Raw genomic sequence first — 19,775 nt, 5'->3', positions numbered from 1 at the left:
ACAGCAGGCAGACCGCTTACTTTTTTCGTATCTGGAGTAAAAAATGTGAATCTCTTCGCAACAGAATTATTTGTGTCAAAAAAAGGCGATTATATGACAAAGCCGGAAATATCTGACTTTTATAGTGTATGCTTGAAAAAAAGGAGGAGGAAGAGATGTACCATAGTTTTAAACCAGGGAAGAAGTGGCTGGATACTGAAGGAAAAGCAATCCAGGCTCATGGCTTTTCGGTTTTTTACAGTGAAGAAGATGGAACGTATTACTGGTATGGCGAAAACAAGGAATATACCAAGGGCGGCCCTTCTAATACGATCTGGCACTGGGGTGTAAGAGCCTATTCATCGAAAGATCTGTATAACTGGAAAGACCTTGGCCTTATCATTCACCCGGATCCGGATGATCTGAACAGTCCACTGCACCCTACCTACTGTATGGACCGTCCGCATATTGTGTATTGCAAAAAGAGCGGAAAATATGTGGCATGGCTCAAGATCATGGCCGGTGTGACAAGCCAGTTTATGTGTGTGTTGCAGGCAGATGATTTCATGGGACCCTATGAATATGTCCATAAGGTGTACAAGCCGCTGAAAATGGACACCGGGGATTTTACCATCGCAGTAGACAAAAACACAGGAAAAGGGTATCTGATTTTTGACAGACCACACTTTCAGCTTGTAACGGCTACACTTTCGGAGAATTTCACAGAGGTGACCGGAGAGTATTCCGTTCATTATGACGGGCTGCATCCGCCATATACCAGAGAAGCCCCCACTTATTTTGAAAAAGATGGAAATTATTATCTTTACACAAGTGGAACTACTGGTTATTATCCAAACCCAAGTAAGGTGTGCCGGATCACAGACTGGCATGGGAAATATGAGGAATTAGGGGATCCATGTATAAAGGATACTACGAAAAGCTCATTTTTCAGCCAATTTACCAGTGTGTTAAAGGTACCGGGGACAGAATTGTATATCGCAATGGCTGACCGCTGGATGCCTACATTTCTGGGAAAGGCAATCACAAGGCTGTCCTATCCGTTTGCAGAGCGGACCTTGAAAGCGAGCGGAGCATGGACGGTGGACACTTCGGAGAAAGAAGCGGTTGAATTGCCGGGTGTAGAAATCAAACATAAAGAAAATACAAGCATTTCCACATACGTATGGCTGCCGGTAGAATGGATCGACGGTAAGCCAATGATCCGCTGGTATGATGAATGGAAATGGGAAGACTTTGGAGGGGGAAAGAAATGAAACATTTGAAAAAGCAGGCAATGCAGGGACTTGCAACCGTATCGGCGTCTGTATTAGTGCTGTCAATGGGCGTAGAGACGCTTGCAAACAGCAGAGCACAGTTTATCAACGGTAGATTGGGAACGACCAATTACCAGGTAATCCAGACAGACAGTGAATCAGATGGAATTTATTATAAATCTGAGTTTAACAGTCTGGAAGAAGTATTAAATGCAAAGAAAGAGCTGGCAACACAGTTAAGTGCAGAAGGTTCCGTATTATTAAAAAATGACGGAGCACTTCCGGTGAAAAAGGACAGCGAAAATATTACTTTATGGGGATTAAACTCCATCAATCCTACTTTAGGTGGAATGATCGGTTCCTCTGTCGCTGTTGATGAAGAGAATGGACAGACTGCATATTCCCTGCAGCAGGCACTGGAAGAAAAGCAGTTTACCCTGAATCAGACTATGCTGGATCTCTACAGCAGTGAAGAAGTAAATGGAACTTATGGAAGAGCAGGAGGACATTCCTCCATGCCAAGCTTTGGAATGACATACGAAAATACACCAATGTACAAGGTTGGTGAAGCTCCGGCATCTGTTTATACAGACGAAGCGTTAAAGTCCGCAGATGATACAGCAGCTGTTGTCGTACTTTCCCGTGACAGTTCAGAAGCAACGGATTACAATCCAAATATGGTAAGCGGAGATGAAAGTGACAGCTTTGAGCGTCCGCTGGCATTGTCTGACAATGAGAAGGCTATGATCGAGCTTGCGAAAGCACATAGTACAAAGGTTATCGTACTGATCAATTCAGACAACCCTATGGAACTTGGTGATCTGGAAAATGACGCAGAAATCGATGCGATCCTCTGGGTAGGTGAGCCTGGAATGAACGGCTTCCTTGGAGTAGCAGATGTGCTTTGCGGAGATGCCAATCCGTCTGGTCATCTTTCTGACACTTATCCGGCTAACACTGCTTCTTCCCCATCTATGGTAAACTGGGGCGTTTATCTTTACACAAACAGCACACAGGCTGGAAAAGATGCTGTCCTGACAGAAGCAAATAAAGCAGACTGGTATCTGGTGGAATCCGAAGGTATCTACAGTGGATACAAGTATTATGAAACAAGATACGAGGATCAGATCCTGGGACAGGGTAATGCAGATACCAAAGAAGGTTCTTCCACTGGTGACGGATGGGATTATGCAAATGAAATGGTATATCCATTTGGCTATGGACTTTCCTATACTACTTTTGAACAGAAATTAAAATCTGTAGATGTAGCCATCGGCGGCGAAGGAACTGCTGTGGTAGATGTAACCAATACAGGTGATGTAGCCGGAAGCAGTGCTGTAGAGCTTTATGTGCAGGCTCCATATACAGAAGGCGGAATTGAGAAAGCGGCTGTTCAGCTGTTAGACTTCGGAAAAACCAAAGTACTGGAGCCAGGTGAAACAGAAACCGTTACCATTACCTTTGATCCACAGTATATGGCAAGCTATGATGAGGATGCTGTAAAAGAAAATGGAACACAGGGTGCATGGGTACTGGATGCAGGTGATTATTATTTTGCAGTTGGAAATGGTGCACATGAAGCATTGAACAACATTCTTGCCAAAAAGACAGGAAGCACAGATAATCTGATCGCTATCAATGAAGATGAGAATATCACAGCAGATAACGCAATTGTATGGAATCTGGGCGAGAAGAACCAGGAAACCTATTCTGTAGGTGTTGAAAATGCCCTTCAGGATGCAGATATCAATAACTTCATTGAGAACACAGTAGAATATACCACACGTTCTGACTGGAGCAAGGGCTGGACACCTGTAGAAGCAATCACTCCTACTGAGGAAATGATGGTTGGTCTGACCAATAATACTTATTCATTAACTGAAAATAGTGATTATAACGAAGTATGGGGAGCTGACAATGGATTACAGCTTGCTGACTTCATTCTTACAGATGAAAATGGAAACACTACCGGAGTTCTGGCATACGATGATCCACAGTGGGATCAGCTTCTGGACCAGGTGACACTGGATGAGGCGATTAATTTTGTGGAAGCTGGCGGTGATGATTTCGAGAATATTGACAGCATCGGATATCCAAGAACTTACGCAAATGATGGACCAATTGGTTTTGTAAGAGACCAGGTTCCAGGGTATTTTGTAAAATGGAATAAGACAAATTCAGATGAGCCTACTTATGTAGCAGAAGAGGATGAATATTCCGGATATGGAATGGCAGGAATGCCTACAGAGCCGGTAGTAGCAGCTACATTTAATAAAGAGCTGGTACAGCGTGAAGGTGAGATCTTTGGCGAAGACAGTTTATGGAGCAATATTGCATCAATCTTAGGTCCTGGCTTAAATAACCATAGAACTCCGTATTGCGGAAGAAACCATGAGTATTATTCTGAGGATTCCATGCTTACCAACTTAATGGGAGTTGCAGTCTGCACAGGTGGAACTTCAAAGGGACTGATGATGACTCCGAAGCATTTTGCATTTAACAATATGGAATTAAACCGTTCCGGATTATCTACCTTTATGACAGAGCAGGCCGGAAGAGAGATGGAATTAAGAGGATTCCAGGGCGCAATGCAGAAGAACGTTGCAAAAGGAATCATGACGGCATTTAACCGTGTTGGTACTGTTTTTGCAGGTGCAGATGAAGGTGTTCAGACACAGATCGCAAGAAATGAGTGGGGATACACTGGCTGGATCGTTACCGATATGATCAATGGTGCCGATTATATGAACTGGAAGGATTCCCTGCTGGGCGGTGGTGGAACGATGCTGTCCAACCCGACTACTTATGAAGATACAGAATGGGGTGCTATGACTTCTGATAAGAATATGAAGAAGATCAAAGCAGATTCCCTCTTCCAGCACAAAATGAAAGAAATACTTAAGACTTATGTCTATACAACTGCCCAGAGTAACGCCATGAACGGCATTTCTGCAGGTACCCAGATCGTCTATGTAAATACCTGGTGGCAGAATCTGATCGTAGGTATCAAATATGCATTTGGTGCACTTACAGTTATTTTGGTAGTACTTTATCTTGTAAGTCTGAAAAAGAACGGAAAGGAAAAGGAGTAAACAGTTATGAAGGAGACGAAAAAGCTTTCAACCAGTAGCTGGCTGACTCTGGCAGCAGCGGTACTTGGGATTATCGGACTGGTAGCATATTCCACTTCAGAGGTTGCAGTAAAACAGATTGGAATCATTGCAGCAATTGCTATTGTATTAAATATTATTACCATTGTAGTTAACATGAAATATTCTTTTGGTATTTTGAATCTTTCCTCCACTGTAAGTGCAATCCTGTTTTCCGTTGCATTTGTATATGGCTTCGCATCACAGCTTGATCCGCTTGGATGGGCTGTCTCCGGGCTGTATACATGGGGACAGGTAGCCGGATTCCTGATATTCGCGGTACTGACCTTTGCAGCCCTGATCTTAGAATTTGTAGTGTCATTTAAGGGATTGGTAAAATAGCTTATGTTAAAAAAAGATTCTGTTTCGTTGCCGGAAATGGCGCTTGGATATTTTTTAGGACCATTTGGTGTACTCATCGTGAATGCAGTATTCACCTGCTTCCTGAACCGTTTCTACACAGATGCCCTGGGCTTGTCTGGAAAATTTATTACGGCATTACCTCTGGTGTGCACGATTTTTGTAACAATTGCAAACATCATTCTGGGAATCCTTATTGACAGGACCAGAACGAAAATGGGAAAGGCAAGACCTTACCTGCTAGTTGCGGCTCCGCTGATGGTTGTTTCATGTGTACTGATGTTTTCTGTTCCTACAGGAAACATCAGACTGGAGCTGGTCTGGATCACAGTGTCCTATAATCTGTACTTTGCAGTTGCTTACCCGATTTATTTCCTGTCGCACAGTATGATGGTTCCGCTGTCTACCAGAGACAGTGCTGCAAGAGGAAAGCTTTCTGTTATCAGTAATGCTGCCAATATGGGGGCTGCCGGATTATTTGCATCCATTCTGTTTCCGATGCTGATTTATCCCAGACTGAAAAACCAGAGGGCATGGCTGATCTGCATGAGTATCATGGGAGCAGTGGCGCTGGCAGGAGCACTTGTGGAATTCTGCTTTACCCGGGAACGTATTACAGAAGAGCTGTATCTCAAAAAACAGGAAGATCTTTCCGGTGAAAAAGCTTCAAAAGAAGAGCTTCCCCTGAAACAGCAGCTGAAAGGTGTTGTAACAGATAAATACTGGTGGCTGATCATTGTATTTTACCTGTTGTTTAATTTATCAGGTGGAATGAAAAATCTTTCCATGAGTTATTACTGTGATTACATCGTTGGAAAATATCAGGATGGTATTACCCAGACGCTTTTGGCTGTCTTTTCCGGTATTCCTATGGTTCTTGGAATGTTTACCGCATGGCCGCTGGCAAAGAAATTCGGTAAGAAAAATTGTACAGTTGCCGGTTTATGGCTGGCAGTTGCCGGGGGAGTGATCAGTTTTATCAACCCTACCAATTTTATAATGGTTGCCATCGGGGTTACTATTAAAACACTGGGAACGATTCCTGCCTGCTATGTTATGATGGCATTGTTTGCAGATGTACTGGATCATCTGGAAAGAAAAAATGGTTACAGAAGTGATGGACTTTCCATGTCACTTTATAGTATTATCACAGTATCTGCTGGTGGAATCATGACTGCAGTATTTAACGGACTGATCTCTCTTAGCGGATATCAGCCGCCACAGCTGGTAAACGGTGTTATGGAAGCTGCTGTACAGAATGATGCTACGAAATGGGTGATCATTATGGGCTTCCTTGGGGCAGAAATGATCGCGTATGCGATTCTGGCAGTGACCACATCATTTTTGAAGGTTGAGGAAGAACAAAAGGAAGTACAGAAATAGATAAGCTATTTCCGGAAATTTGAGAAAATTAAAAATCCGTGCCAGATGCCTTTTCAAATAGGCTCTAAGCACGGTGTGAGAGGGAGGTAAATAAGACGATTATTTACCTCCCTTTTAAGCTGCCGCTTTTGCGAGTATGCGGGTACTTTATTTCTGGCTTGTGCCGGAAATCTGATTCCGGAAGTCTGCCGGTGTGATTTTGTATTCCTTATGAAAGGTACTGGAAAAATAGGACGGTGAATTAAAGCCGGTGGTCAGGGCAATCTCACTGATGGAAAGCTCAGTGTTTTTCAGCAGATGTTTTGCATAATTGAGACGTTCCTGACGGATATAATCAGAAAGATTCATTCCGGCTTTTTTCTTAAAAATTCTTGTAAGATAATCTGGATTCAAATGCACGTAATCTGCAATTTCCTGTCTTGAAATCTCACTGGCAAGGTGTCTTCTCACATAGGTGGAAACGCTGTTTAGAAGACTGGTGCTGGAAAGAATGTCATATTGTTCAGAAAGCTGGGCTGAGGAATCTACCAGGAAAAAGCCAGGGGTATTATCTGTCAGCTGGTCGAAAAATTTCTGGAAAACGGCGGACATTTTTATAAGCTCACCGATGGATGTGTAATGGTTCATACAGCCATAAAGATCCAGCTGGTTCATATGCAGCTCTGTGGTTATTTTCTTCATCTGGGCATAAAGATAAGGAATGCTCTCAGAATCCTGCGCAGAAGAATTCCAGCCTACAATATGATAGTTCTGTGGGGCATTGGAAAAAATGGAAAAGTCCATTTTTAAGTATGAAAAAGCCGGAATTACCTGTTGCTCCAAAAGGGCAATAATGTCGTGGGCCTGAAGCGTCTGACTGGTTGCGATATGCCGGAAAGAGATAAGCAGAAATCCGGCATCAGAAGGAATCCCGAGCTCATTCATTTTTTCTGGTGTGTAAGAACCGGAAAAACGGAAATAATCCTGCCAGAAGGCACGAATCGTGGAATCCAGATGCTTTTTCCACAGCTGTCCGTCCTGTATCTGCTGCTGGTCGGAATAAAGCTTTTCGTATTCTTTTACAGCATTTTTCAGAACCTGTGTCAATTCCGGATAAGCGATGGGCTTTACCAGGTAATCATATACACCCAGCTGAATCCCGGCTTTCGCATAATTGAAATCGTCGTGGCAGGTGAGAAGAAGAGAAACTGTACTGCCGGAAATATTTTCTTTTACCCATTTCAAAAAGTCCAGGCCATTTTCCCCTGGCATTTCAATGTCACAAACCAGGAGCTGAATGGAAAAGGTCTGAAGCAGCTGCCTTGCAAAACGTGTGTCATTGGCAGTATATACCTGATCAATTCCAATCTCCTGCCAGGGGATTTTTTTCTGAAGCATTTGAAGGGTCAGTGGTTCATCGTCTATAAGCAGAATGTTCATTTAAACTCTCCTTTTGGAATCAATAAAGTAATCAGTGCGCCGTGGGGCCGTTGGTTTTCAAAAGAAATACGTGCCTGGCCCTTATAGAAAATCCTGAGGCGCTTGATGGTATTGGAGATACCAATATGATCGCCGGAGTCACTGGAAAGTGCTTCCGGGTGGCACAGCATGTCCAGAACATCCGAAGGGAAGCCAGGACCGGTATCTGCTATTTGAATCTGAATATATTTTTCGTCAAGTAGTGTTGCAGAGATAGAAAACTGGATTGGGCCAGAGGAGGCTGCGTGCTTCACCACATTTTCTGCAAAAACGTGAAGCACCAGAGGCGGAATCTGTATGTTTTTCAATTCAGTATGAAGGGAAAAATCAATAAAAAACCGTCCTGGATAGCGCAGCTGCTGAATATGCAGATAATTTTTTATATGGGCGATCTCATCCTTCAGAGATACTGTGGAAAATGAAGATTTCAGCATATAGCGGAAATACTTGGCCTGAGCCATACAAAGCTCCTGAATCAGCTCGTATTCGGCACCTTCTGCAAGATTATATATAATGTTCAGGCAATTGAGATAAAAGTGAGGCTTTACCTGTTGCTGCAGCTTTTCCAGTTCAAGCTGCTGGTTAAAGATTTTCTGCTCATAATTGTCTATTTTTAAATGCCGTATTTCGGAGACCATGGTATTAAAGGTCTGGGATACATTCTGAAATTCTTCTGCACTGTCCGGGAGATCAATTGTGACAGAAAGATTTCCGTCCTGTACTTTTTCCATAGCGCCTGTGAGAACTTGCATGGGGCGCAGAATCATCAGTGTAAGGTAATAAAGCAGTATGGGGATGCACAAAACAATGAATAAAAGCAGGAAAACCTCCACGATCCGGATCATATTTAACTTCGCAAAAATAGTACTGTAAGGAATGCTGAGAGTAAGGTACAAATCAGGTACGGAGGCAATTCCTACAGATAGAACCAGGTTTGTTTTGGAATTAAGCAGGTCATCTGGTGAAAATGAATCCTGATCCTGACTGAGGTAAGTGAGAATATCCGTATTGGAGTCTGTGAAAAATAAGGTACTCTGCTCTGCAAAATTATTTCCTGCATAAAGCTGGAGCGCGTTGGAAAGAGAAATCCACGCACCGAGATACTGGTTATTTACATTATAATAGCAAGTCAGAAAGGCAAGGGAATCCCTTTGGATGATTTGCCAGGAGGAAGAGGCTGCTGTGTCATTTAAATCATAGAAATACCGGGAAAAGCTCTGGCGCTCTTTGAGGGTAATGTTAGATGCTGTCTGAAAAATATAATTCTGACTGGCCGGATCACTGTAATAAAAAGAAAACTTGTTATTGTAAAGAAGGATGTCCTTCTCCAGCTCCTGTGTCAGACTGCCCAGATCAAGGGCGTCAGGGGAAAAGTTAGTGTTAATGGTTTTTTCTGCAAGACAGCGGTTTACATCTGTGCACAAAGTGTTTAACTGGTCTGCGTAGAGATTCAGCATATTCTGGTTGGTTGTCTGTATTTCAGAAATCAGAAGCTTTCTGGTAAAATTCGCATAAAAGCTGATCGTAATGAAAAGCAGTACCCAGATTGCGAAAATGACTGCAAAAATCCGGAAACGCAGAGAGTTGGATTTCAATTTGGTAGATAACATGGCGCTAGAAGTTCCTTTATTGTTTTATAATGACCAGATATTGACTTTATCTGGAAGGCTACGGTATAGTTAAAGTCTAATAAATGAAGTTAGTGTCAAAAGGTCTTTTGACACTAACCGGATATCACGGATTGCTCCGCAGCTACGCTGCTCCCACAATCCTTCAAATATTATAAGCAAAGACAATTTTATTTTCAATGGAAAAATAGCTGGTGGGAAAAATGAAAAAATGGAAGCTGATACTTTGTCTGGCTGCAATTACCGTAATCGTGGTTGTATGCAGCGTTTATTTTCAGACAGGCATATCTGAAGAAAAAACAAAAAAATACGAGGAAATTACCATGGTATTGCCTACATACGGTTACATTCCGGATGACATGGATCTGGTTACCGGTAAAATGAATGAAATTACTATGGATAAATGTGGTGTGAAGGTAAACTACATATACACAAATGTTGCCGAAATGTATCTGAACTGCGCAGTACGTCTGAAAGCAGGGGAAAAGATCGATCTGATGCCAGGTATGAATGAAAATGAACTGAATTCTTACATTGCAGATGGAATGATCACCCCTCTGGATGCTTATGTGGAAAAGGATGGAGAAGTGCTAAGGGGAGCTTATCCGGAAAAATTGTGGAACATGACAGAAAAGAACCAGAAACATTACAGCGTATGTGCATTGGATCATGGCGCGGTCAAAGAAGGTCTGCTGATCCGAAGGGAAGTACTTAAGGCGATTGATGTTGATGAAGAAGAAATCTTACATGCGTGGAATTTAAAGGAAAAGCATGATTATGAAGCTCTGGATGAAATATTTGCCCCCATATTTGAAAAAATAAAAAACTCAGATGCAGTTCTGGAGGATGGGACGAAAGTAAAGGACATGTATCTGGGAATCGGTTATGACGGTATTTTTTCACAGTTTCAGTTACTGGAATTTGACGGATTCGGAAATCCTTTTGGCGGAACACTAGGGGATGATGAAGGGCTTGTGAATCTGTTTGGTTCAAAAGAATATAAAAGTATGCTGAAGGTAATCCGGAAATGGGTTGAAAATGGATACGTGCATCCAGTTGACGCGCAGATAAATGAGAGCACTGTACTCTGGTATGAAACCGGCTCCTGTTTTGGAATGTTTACAGATACTTCCGCCGAAAACCAGGCGCGTATTTCTGAGAAAGCAGGTGTGGAAACGACAGGAATTACTCTGTTGGAGGGAAAACTCAATACAAGCCAGCTGCAGGTAGGAAACTGGGTGATTCCTGCCAATTCAGAACATAAAGATGGGGCAGCGAAGATCCTGGAACTGATGTATACAGATCCGGAGTTTGTTACACTGTATATTTATGGCATTGAAGGTGTACATTATAAAGTACTGGAAAACGGTGAAAAAGAAATTATTTCAGATCGTTACAGGCAGGATCTGACATGGGTGTTTGGAAATATAAAGCTGGCAGATGAGGGAACGGCTGCAATTGATGAGGTAAAGGAGCTGTATGAAAATGCCAGCTATTCCGCATTCAATGGATTCCAATATGATGACCGAAATTATCATACGGAAATTGAGAACATGAATAACTGTCTGCAGAAGACGGTTTCAAAGCTGGAGGCAGGAGAAATTCCCAATATAGATGCAGCCTTAGGAAATCTGAACAGAGAACTTTATGAACAGGGGCTGCCTGAGGTAATGGTGGATAAACAGAAACAGTTAGAAGAATGGATTTCGGAACAATAAAGACATTACAGGAAAAGTGGTCGGTATTTTTGAATTTGTGGTCAGCAGATTTAATGCCGGCCACTTTTTTTATTTATATAATGGTTCTATCAAAAGATACCAGAGCGTGTAAATCGAAGGAATGCTTTTTTACAGACTCTGGGATATCAATATTATAAAACAGGAGGAACGGTATGAAGTTTAAAAAATTAGCAGCACTGATGGCAGTAATGACTATGGTAGCATCTTTTTCTGTAGTAAATGTAAGTGCGGAAACGGAAACCGCGGAAAATGAGACCGCAGCAGAAGAGACTACAAACGGAGCAGTGCAGAAAATTGTTGCAAACTGTGAATCTGATTCTTACGGAAAAGCAATCCATTCTTTTACTTTTTATGTAGATTCCGTAGAAAATATTCTTGGATTAACAGCAGATGATTTTGAAACTTCCGGTATGGTTTATGATGGAAATGAAACCCATACATATAAATCCGGAAAAGCATTAAATGTTACTTTTACCGCAAATACAATGACGGTAGAAATTGATCCATTTTATCCAGGAAGCAGTTTCAGCAGCGAAGGCTTCTGGACAATGACATGTACAAATCCGGATTTTTCCGTAGATGCGGAATCCACAATTGAGTTTTCAGATCCGGTTGTAGAATCCTTTGAGCAGCTTACGCTTACCTCAGGAAGTTCTACCATGGAAAGTTATCTGTATTCCCCGGAAGATGCAGAGGGACCACTCCCGATTGTGATCTTTAATTCCGGCGGAACTGGAATTTCCGTTTCAGGAGATTTATATGGAGCAAACTATGCGGTATCCTATGCAAAAGAAGATGCGCAGAGGGTTATGCCGTGCTATGTTTTGTATCCACAAAGAACAGAGGGAAGTGTAGAAGAATTCTGTGATGCGATCAAAGCAGAAGTAGACGAGCTGGTCGCAGCAGGAAAAGTTGATGAAAACAAGATTTATATGTGCGGCGAATCTGCTGGTTCTCTGTTCACTATGAATTTCTGTGCAAGATATCCAGGCTACAACAGTGCCATTGTAATTTTCGATGGCGGCGGAGCTTATGAAGGAACCACCTTAGAAGAAACCATAAAAGAGGATGCGGATTCCCCATTCTCAGATGCTGATACAAAGACACTGGCAGAATCCGGTACAAAGGTAATGCTGGTACAGAGCATTGGAGATACCACATCACAGCCAATCAAGTATGCAACTACATATGAGAAACTGGTAGCGGATGGTATGAAACCAGGCGTGGATGTTCTGTATCATACATATACAGCAGAGCAGTTTAATGCATTGCTTGAAGATGATACAAAGTGGCTGCCAATGGCAGATTCAGAGTATGTTACAGATCCGGAAACCGGAATTGTGACATACAATTATCAGGAAGGAAAACTTCATAATAGTTCTTATCCGGCAGCACAGGATGAGTATATTAAATTGTGGCTGTTAATGCAGTCCAAGGGTGAGTATGAGGTTGAATTCCAGGAAGCATATTCTGCAGCACATGGAAGTGATATTGATTATTCTGTAATTCCAGACCGCTATACAAAAGTTGCAGTTCTTGAGGATGCACCTGGAGTGCCTGCTGGCAGCAAAACTACATTGACTGTGTATACTGATGATGATGAGAGATTCTATTATATTGAATTTAAGACACCATTTAAAGAAGAAATGCAGTATGTAGAGGCAATTGCAGTAGCTGGTGAAGGCCATACTGTTATGGATTGCTCCGGTTCCTGGTGGACTGGTGATATCAATGGTTCTGTTATGCCATATATCTTATCTCTGGATAATATTGACTGGCAGCCATACGAGAGATAATAAAAAGAAATAGGCCGCTTAATTTGTGAAAGGATTGATGATAAAATGAAAAAAGAAATACTGACTGTAATTGGAGCTTGTGTGATTCTTGGAGTATCTGCCTGGGGAGGAAGCCGTGAGGTAAAGGCTTCCGAAGCCCCGGAAGGCGTATCCTTTGTTCAAAATATTTCATATATGAATGATGAGAATGAAGATCATATGCTGGATGTTTATACGCCGGCAGATTCCGGAAAAGCCAATCCGGTTATCATTGAGGTTCACGGCGGCGGATATATTGGTGGTAATAAAGAAATAAACAGTGAACACAGTGAATTTTATGCTGAAAATGGTTTTTCTGTTGTGAATGTAAATTATACACATCTTCCGGAAGGCAATTTCAAAACAGTCGTTCAGGAACTGTTTACTGTTCTGAACTGGGTCGAGGAAAATCAGGAAGCATATAATTTTGATCTGGATAACGTATTTATGAGTGGCGACAGTGCCGGAGGATTTTTTGTAAATCTTATGGCTGCAGTGCTTACTAATGAGGAAGAACAGCAGTATTATGAGGTTTCTCCGGCAGATTATGAAATTAAAGGATATGTATTGTCCTGCCCGGGTACGGATATTATGGCACTGAGAGACGGGCTGAATGAAGAAGGCCCGGCTGGATTCACTGCGAAATCCATAGGAGAGGAAATCCTGATGGATGACGAGATCATGGGACATGCTGATTTATATTCCATTATTAATAAAGAAACATTTCCGGAAGTGTACATTCTTACCACACCAACGGATTCCCTGCTTTACAATGAGGCAGTGAAATATGACCAGTTTTTAAGTGAAAACAATATCGCCCATGTGTATAAGGAATATGTTGGAAAAGAAAATGAAATCGGACATGTTTTCAATATTAAAAATATGGATTATGCAGAGAGTATAGAAGCAAATCAGGATATTGTAAGTTATCTGCAGGAAAAAATAGGGCAGTAATTACAAAGACCTGAAAATGGAGAAGAATATGAAAAAAAGAATTGCCATGCTGCTGATTATGGCAGGCGTTATAGCAGGGGGAACCTGTGTATCGGCAGAAGCACAGGAGAATGAGACCTGGAATATCTGGGAAGGAAAGGCAGCAGTAGAGAGCGCTGCTTCCGGATATGATTTTTCCGACGCATTTGATGATGGTGATTTTCAGCCAGGTATGATTCCATACCTGGTTGAAGATCAAAGCCAGGTAAAAGGAAATATCATTGTCTGCTCTGGCGGCGGTGACCGGGCAAGAAGTAATGACTACGAGGGTGTTCCGGCCTGTGAATATTATAACAGCATCGGATATAATGCCTTTTTACTTAATTATCGTGTGGCACCTTACGAAACGGTGGATGCAACTCTGGATCTGCAAAGAGCTATCCGTTACCTGAAGCATTATGGAGAACAGCAGGGAATTGGTTCCCTGGACAAAATTGCAACAATGGGATTTTCAGCAGGGGCAATGCATTGTTATGCACAGGCTCTGGCTTTCGGCGGGGCTATTACACCAGATCAGATATACGAAGACTATACCTGTGACGAAGTGGATGAGGAAAATGCAGATGTTGCAGCTGTAATGGCGATTTATGCGGCTGGTATGCCCCATGATGCCAGCGGAAATGCCATAGATGTGAAGGAGCCTGTACTGGTGCCGAAAATGGCAGAGGATGGTGAGGAACAGCTGCCAGCTTTCTTCTTTGCAGGTGCTTCCGGACATTTTGCTTCAGGATTCTGTGTAAAGGCATATGAGGCGCTGAATGACCTGACAACATGTGAACTGCATATGTATGGCGGAATCTCAAAGCCGTTTGGGATGGGATACGAATTTGCGGGCTCAGACGAAATGACTTCACAGATAGAGACATTTCTGGATGTGCAATTCGGATACCGTCCACTGGAAAATGAAGTGGAGTAGTTGAAATTTGCAAAAAAATGCATGACAGATATGCTACACCGACGAAATGGGTAACATTTTGGAGGGTGGCTCTGAATAATTACAAAAATATAAAGGAGAATTCATCATGAAAAAAAGATTCGTTACAATGTTACTTGCAGTAAGTGTTATGGCATCTATGGGAAGCAGCTATGCTGTTTTTGCAGAAGAAGCAGCTACAGAGGCAGCAGACACAAAAGATGATGCCGCAGAAACTGAAGCAGCAGATGAGAAAAAAGAGGATGCAAAGGAAGATGCTGCAGATGAAAAGAAAGATGATGCTGCAGACAAAGCGGAAACAGATGGTGAGAAAAAAGGCGTAACAGAAGATAAACTGCCGCAAAAACCAGAATTTGAGCCAAATAAAGACTATGATAAATATACAGTTGTGGAATATACAATTGAGGATATCCAGGCAGATCTTGTGTGCACAGTATCTGCAAAAGAGGATAACAGCGAATTTTATCTGGAATGTAATTTCTACGGCGATGATCAGATGGTAAAAGCAACCTATGATGGAAAAGAATTTAAGGTTGAGGAAGATAAAACTGGATTTATGGGTACAGATGCACCGATAATTCTTCAGAAGGCAATTGACCAGGATCTCTGGGTATACGAAGATGGTGCTGCAGCTGCACCGGCAGACGGAGAACTGGTGACAGCAGATGCGCTTCCTGCTGAGGCACAGTTCGATCCAAACAAGGATTATGATAAATACACAGTTGTAGAATATACAATTGAAGATATTCAGGCAGATCTTGTATGCACAGTATCCGCAAAAGAGGATAACAGTGAGTTCTATCTGGAATGCAATTTCTATGGAGATGACCAGATGACAAAAACAACCTATGACGGAAAAGAATTCAAGATAGAAGAAGATAAGACTGGATTTATGGCAACCGATACTCCGGCAATTCTGGAAAAAGCGCTGGAGCAGAATCTTTGGGTTGCAATTGAAAAATAATAACTATAGCGGATGCTGACGCTATTGTTATAAATTTACCGTGCTTTTTGATAGGTATAAAACTGAAAACGCGGGAAACAAGTGCTAAAATTCACAACTTATTCATGAAGATAGCAGTGTATGGATAAGTTGTGAAAAATCAGTTGAAAGTTAATATAATCAATGGAGGGTGCAGGCAAATGAAAAGACTACTTACAATTTTTGCTGTTACTCTTATTATAGGTTTTCTGTTGCCAAATTCAGCCTTAGCCGAAGAAGTGTCTCCAGAGCATCAGGAGGGATATGTACAGCAGGGCGATGGCTGCTACTATGTAGTATCATGGTGCAAAGGGCATGAAGAAAACAATAGCCGCAGTATATATGGCGAGTTTTGCTTTCCTGATTCTTATGAAGAGGGGAAAACATATCCGATTGTAATTTTCTGCCATCAAAATATGGGCTCTTATAAAAGCTTTAAAAATCCAGGATGGCTTCAGGATCTGGCAGCAAAAGGTTATATTGGATATTGTTTTGATTTTAGCGGTGGAACAAAAGCTCCCAATTGTTTAAGCAATGATCTGGATTATGAGGAATCTACAGATGAAACGCAGGTGGCTGATCTGGATGCACTGATTTCATTTGTAAAAGAGCAGCCTTTCTGCGATCCTGATAATATATATCTTTTGGGAGGAAGTCGTGGAGGAAGAGATATTGCATTAGCTGCACCTTCTCATAATGAAGATCTGGCAGGGATTATTATTTTATATGGTGCAGTTACAGATGATGAATCTGTTGAAAAAGCCAGTGGGTACGAAGGGGATGCATTATTGATTCACGGCTTAAATGATCAGGCAGTTCCATATACTGCTTCTGTAGAAGCGTTAGCCAATCTGTATGGTGAATCCAACTCAGAACTTGTACTTCTTTCTGGAAAAAAAGCGGTTCATAGCTTTGATGGTGTCCAGCCGGAGTTAAAGTCAATTGCAGTTGATGCAGTTTTGGATTTTTTAGACAGACACGTTGAGAGTTCTAAAACAGAAAAGGACAATTAAATACGGATTAAATTTAAGTATAAAAGAGTTGCTGGTTTGACGAATTTTTATTGTCAAGGTGGCAGCTCTTTTTGTTTGTGCCTGAAATCGGGTTATATTTGCCAGTGTAATACAAAAGTGGAATTCGGTGAGATATAATACAATATACGTTGTAGAGGATGCAGAATGCGAATTTTATAAAAAATAATTTGTAAAATCTGTTAAACTGATTCCAATAGGGGGAGTGAAAATGAAAAAAGAACTTGAAGAAGAAAAGAATATAAAAGAAGAGGCTGATGGAAAGGAAGAAAATAGTTGGAAAGATACTTGTTTCATACCGGCTGTTGTCCTTGTATTGCTGTCTTGTATTGATATCCTTCGGTTCGCGATTCTGGGAGATAAAACTGCATTTATTACATTTGCCCTGATTGCGGTAGTGTTTATATTTGTGGCATATACAGCCTGGAAAAGCAGGATGCCGGTTTTGTATCTGGTGATTGCTGTGGCGGCATTTGTTCTGTATTTTAATACAAACTTCTCGACCAGCACGTATTATTTCAACTGGCTGTTTCTGGTAGAAGCTGTTGTGGCAGCGATTAGTGGAATTCTGGGGATTGCAGCAATAATCAGGATGAAGATAGTGGCAGGAATGATTTCTAAGGGAAAGACTTTAGAAGGAAAAACATCGGCAGAGAAGGTATTGACGAATAAAAAAACGGAAGAGAAAGTTCTTTCTGCGAGAATGTTATCGGAGAAAAAGCCAGAAGAGAAACGGTTAAAACGAAACACACCCCTAATGGTATATTTCCCGGCGATGGTGGCAGTCGTTATCCTTGCAGGTTTTCTGGGATTCTGGAAAGTGAGATACGAAGCAGCACACAATGCCCAGGGACAGGCAAGAGACGAGCTGTGGGCAGTTCCTGCCAAATATGACGAAACAGAACCAACACAGCCTGGAACAGTAGAAGAAGTAGTTTATAATACAAAGGCTTATGCAACAGACGAGCGGGATGTAAAAAAGACTGCTTATGTTTATCTTCCCTATGGCTATGACAGCGAAAAAGAGTATAATATTCTTTATCTGATGCATGGAACCGGGGATGATGAGAAATACTGGCTGAAAACCAATCCATATAATAAGATCATGCTTGACAATATGATTGCGGATGGAGATATACAGCCCTTGATCGTCGTGACACCGACTTTTTATGTGGAAGATGACTGCGCGGATGATCTGGATCAGCTGACCTATTCTTTTGCGAAAGAGCTTCGCAATGATCTGATGCCGGAAATTGAGTCTTCTTATTCAACTTATGCGAAATCAGCAGATGATAAGGGCTTTTCCGAGAGCAGGGATCACAGAGCGTTTGCAGGCTTATCAAGAGGCGCGGTGACGACTTATCACTCTGCAATCTGTCAGAGCCTGGATTATTTTTCCTGGTTCGGTACATTCAGCGGCAGCAGAACAGATGCACAGCAGTTTCAAGATACCATTCAGTCAGGCACGTTTGCAGATTTGCCAATCCATTATCTGTATGTGGCAAGCGGCAACTTTGATTTTGCATTGCCAGGACAGGTGCAGGACTATCAGGCACTTCTTGACATAGAGCCAAGACTCCGGGCAGGAGTGAATACTTGCTTTGATGTATTTCCTATGAGATATCATTCTATGGGAAACTGGCATCTGGCGTTGTATAATTATTTGCAGAAGATATTTTGAAAATAATAAGTGCATTTGCGAAAAAAGTAATTAAAAATTTAAATAGTAATTTAGTAAAAAGCTAACAGGGAGGGTGTTGATATGGACAAAATCATAGGAACCAATCTTGGCAACTGGCTGGTACTGGAGAAATGGATGCAGCCATTTATCTTCCAGGGAACAGGTGCGGAGGATGAAACCTGGCTGAACCGTAATGTGCCAAAGGAGAAACTCTGGCCGATGGTGAAGCAGCACAGGGATACTTATGTGACAGAAGAGGATTTCCATAATATTGCTTCTCACGGACTTAACACAGTCCGCATTCCGGTTCCGTATTTTATTTTCGGAGACAGAGAACCATATAGTGGCTGTATCGAATATCTGGACAAAGCTTTTGACTGGGCAGAAAAGTATGGCCTGAAGGTTCTTGTAGATCTGCATACGGCACCTGGCTGTCAGAACAGTTATGACAATGGCGGCTTGATGGGAGTTTGTAAATGGAGCCAGATGCCGGATGAGGTGGAATTTGTATTGACTGTACTGGAAAGACTGGCAGAAAGATATAAGGACAGAGAAGGCCTGTTTGGAATCGAGGTTTTGAATGAGCCAATCAGTTTCAGTGTTTATATGACTGCGCCAAGCAGGAAAATGGCTGCGGACAAAGACGAGGCGAAGGGTTCCCATCATGTTTCTACAAGATTTCTGAAAAAGTTTTATGTGGATGCTTACAAGAGATTGCGCCGGATTTTGCCGGAGGAGAAAGTAATCGTATTTCACGATGGCTTCCGCCTTGGTGTATGGAAAGACTTCTTTGTAAAGCAGCATATGAAAAACGTAATGCTGGATACTCATATTTATATTCAGGCAATGGAGGATGTGACGCACATCCACAAATTCTGGGCATATCGGGCATTTATTGCATATCAGCATCATCTGTTGAAAAAAGCACAGAAATATACACCAGTTTTCGTCGGGGAATGGTGTGTGTGCAATGAGCTTGCAGATAAGAAAAAAGGACATGAAGTAATCCTTGACAGCTACGAGGCTTACCGTAAAAAATGGTATAAAAAGGCTGCTGTGCTTCAAATGAATGCATGGAAGGATACCGCCGGATTTTTCTATTGGAATTATCAGTTGTACAGAGACAAAGAGGTTTCCATGTATGCCAGCAGACTTGATTCCTGGGATCTTTGCAGATGTTGGAAGAAGGGCTGGATGCCTGCAAGACTGGACAAATATATGGAGAAATTGTAACAGTTTGCGTGTATTTTATAGCAGGTTGCGCTTTGAATAGTGCAGCCTGCTATTTGTTTGGTAAAATCCAGGTATAAATTATGTGAAATATTGTAACTGTTCAGAGACTGTCTCCGAAATGGTTTACATTTTGTTGG

Annotated in this window: 14 protein-coding genes; 12 read left to right on the top strand and 2 right to left on the bottom strand. The window is 41.9% G+C overall.

From position 1 onward, the window contains the following. Positions 1-155: 155 nt before the first annotated feature. Genes ACESTK_RS03310 through ACESTK_RS03295 form a run of 4 tightly spaced genes read left to right on the top strand, consistent with a single transcriptional unit; the run spans position 156 to position 6,145 of the window. Positions 156-1,253 carry a family 43 glycosylhydrolase gene (locus ACESTK_RS03310; protein WP_187565212.1) on the top strand — a complete coding sequence of 366 codons (1,098 nt, stop codon included), beginning with the start codon at positions 156-158 and terminating at the stop codon, positions 1,251-1,253. Continuing rightward, positions 1,250-4,345: a glycoside hydrolase family 3 C-terminal domain-containing protein gene (locus ACESTK_RS03305; RefSeq protein WP_187565211.1), complete on the top strand. Its 3,096-nt coding sequence runs from the start codon at positions 1,250-1,252 to the stop codon at positions 4,343-4,345. Before ACESTK_RS03310 ends, ACESTK_RS03305 begins: the two co-directional genes overlap by 4 nt. Before the next feature lie 6 nt (positions 4,346-4,351). Beyond that, complete coding sequence (locus ACESTK_RS03300; protein WP_294432796.1) at positions 4,352-4,744, top strand: hypothetical protein; 393 nt, start codon at positions 4,352-4,354, stop codon at positions 4,742-4,744. 3 nt (positions 4,745-4,747) lie between these two features. Beyond that, positions 4,748-6,145, top strand: coding sequence for an MFS transporter (locus tag ACESTK_RS03295; protein WP_373118665.1), 1,398 nt, complete (start codon positions 4,748-4,750; stop codon positions 6,143-6,145). A 147-nt stretch (positions 6,146-6,292) separates the two neighbouring features. On the opposite strand, the gene ACESTK_RS03290 is transcribed toward ACESTK_RS03295, so the two are convergent. Next, complete coding sequence (locus ACESTK_RS03290) at positions 6,293-7,564, bottom strand: helix-turn-helix domain-containing protein (protein ID WP_187565208.1); 1,272 nt, start codon at positions 7,562-7,564, stop codon at positions 6,293-6,295. Continuing rightward, on the bottom strand, positions 7,561-9,213 hold the full coding sequence (locus ACESTK_RS03285; protein WP_187565207.1) for a sensor histidine kinase: 1,653 nt from the start codon (positions 9,211-9,213) through the stop codon (positions 7,561-7,563). The genes ACESTK_RS03290 and ACESTK_RS03285 overlap by 4 nt, the downstream gene beginning before the upstream one ends. 221 nt (positions 9,214-9,434) lie before the next feature. Here ACESTK_RS03285 and ACESTK_RS03280 point away from each other — a divergent pair, with 221 nt between their 5' ends. From ACESTK_RS03280 to ACESTK_RS03245, 8 genes are all read left to right on the top strand, one after another. Next, positions 9,435-10,949 (top strand): extracellular solute-binding protein, encoded by a 1,515-nt coding sequence (locus tag ACESTK_RS03280; RefSeq protein WP_187565206.1) that lies wholly within the window; start codon positions 9,435-9,437, stop codon positions 10,947-10,949. A gap of 173 nt (positions 10,950-11,122) precedes the next feature. Then, positions 11,123-12,766 (top strand): hypothetical protein, encoded by a 1,644-nt coding sequence (locus ACESTK_RS03275; protein WP_187565205.1) that lies wholly within the window; start codon positions 11,123-11,125, stop codon positions 12,764-12,766. A 45-nt stretch (positions 12,767-12,811) separates the two neighbouring features. Beyond that, complete coding sequence (locus ACESTK_RS03270) at positions 12,812-13,738, top strand: alpha/beta hydrolase (RefSeq protein WP_187565204.1); 927 nt, start codon at positions 12,812-12,814, stop codon at positions 13,736-13,738. 28 nt (positions 13,739-13,766) lie between these two features. After that, positions 13,767-14,693: an alpha/beta hydrolase gene (locus tag ACESTK_RS03265; RefSeq protein ID WP_187565203.1), complete on the top strand. Its 927-nt coding sequence runs from the start codon at positions 13,767-13,769 to the stop codon at positions 14,691-14,693. A gap of 106 nt (positions 14,694-14,799) precedes the next feature. Further along, the gene (locus ACESTK_RS03260; RefSeq protein ID WP_187565202.1) at positions 14,800-15,675 is read left to right on the top strand and encodes a hypothetical protein; all 876 of its coding nucleotides are present in this window, start codon (positions 14,800-14,802) and stop codon (positions 15,673-15,675) included. A 131-nt stretch (positions 15,676-15,806) separates the two neighbouring features. Continuing rightward, positions 15,807-16,706, top strand: coding sequence for an alpha/beta fold hydrolase (locus ACESTK_RS03255; protein ID WP_187565201.1), 900 nt, complete (start codon positions 15,807-15,809; stop codon positions 16,704-16,706). 229 nt (positions 16,707-16,935) lie between these two features. Further along, entirely contained in the window at positions 16,936-18,405 is a 1,470-nt protein-coding gene (locus ACESTK_RS03250) for an alpha/beta hydrolase-fold protein (protein ID WP_373118661.1), read from the top strand. An 81-nt stretch (positions 18,406-18,486) separates the two neighbouring features. After that, positions 18,487-19,638 (top strand): glycoside hydrolase family 5 protein, encoded by a 1,152-nt coding sequence (locus tag ACESTK_RS03245; protein WP_294432803.1) that lies wholly within the window; start codon positions 18,487-18,489, stop codon positions 19,636-19,638. Positions 19,639-19,775: the final 137 nt, after the last annotated feature.

The organism is Ruminococcus sp. Marseille-P328 (assembly GCF_964249465.1).
GTDB lineage: Bacteria > Bacillota > Clostridia > Lachnospirales > Lachnospiraceae > Blautia_A > Blautia_A faecis.
The sequence above is the reverse complement of the archived record's forward strand: the minus strand, read 5'-3'. Positions and strand labels throughout refer to the sequence as shown.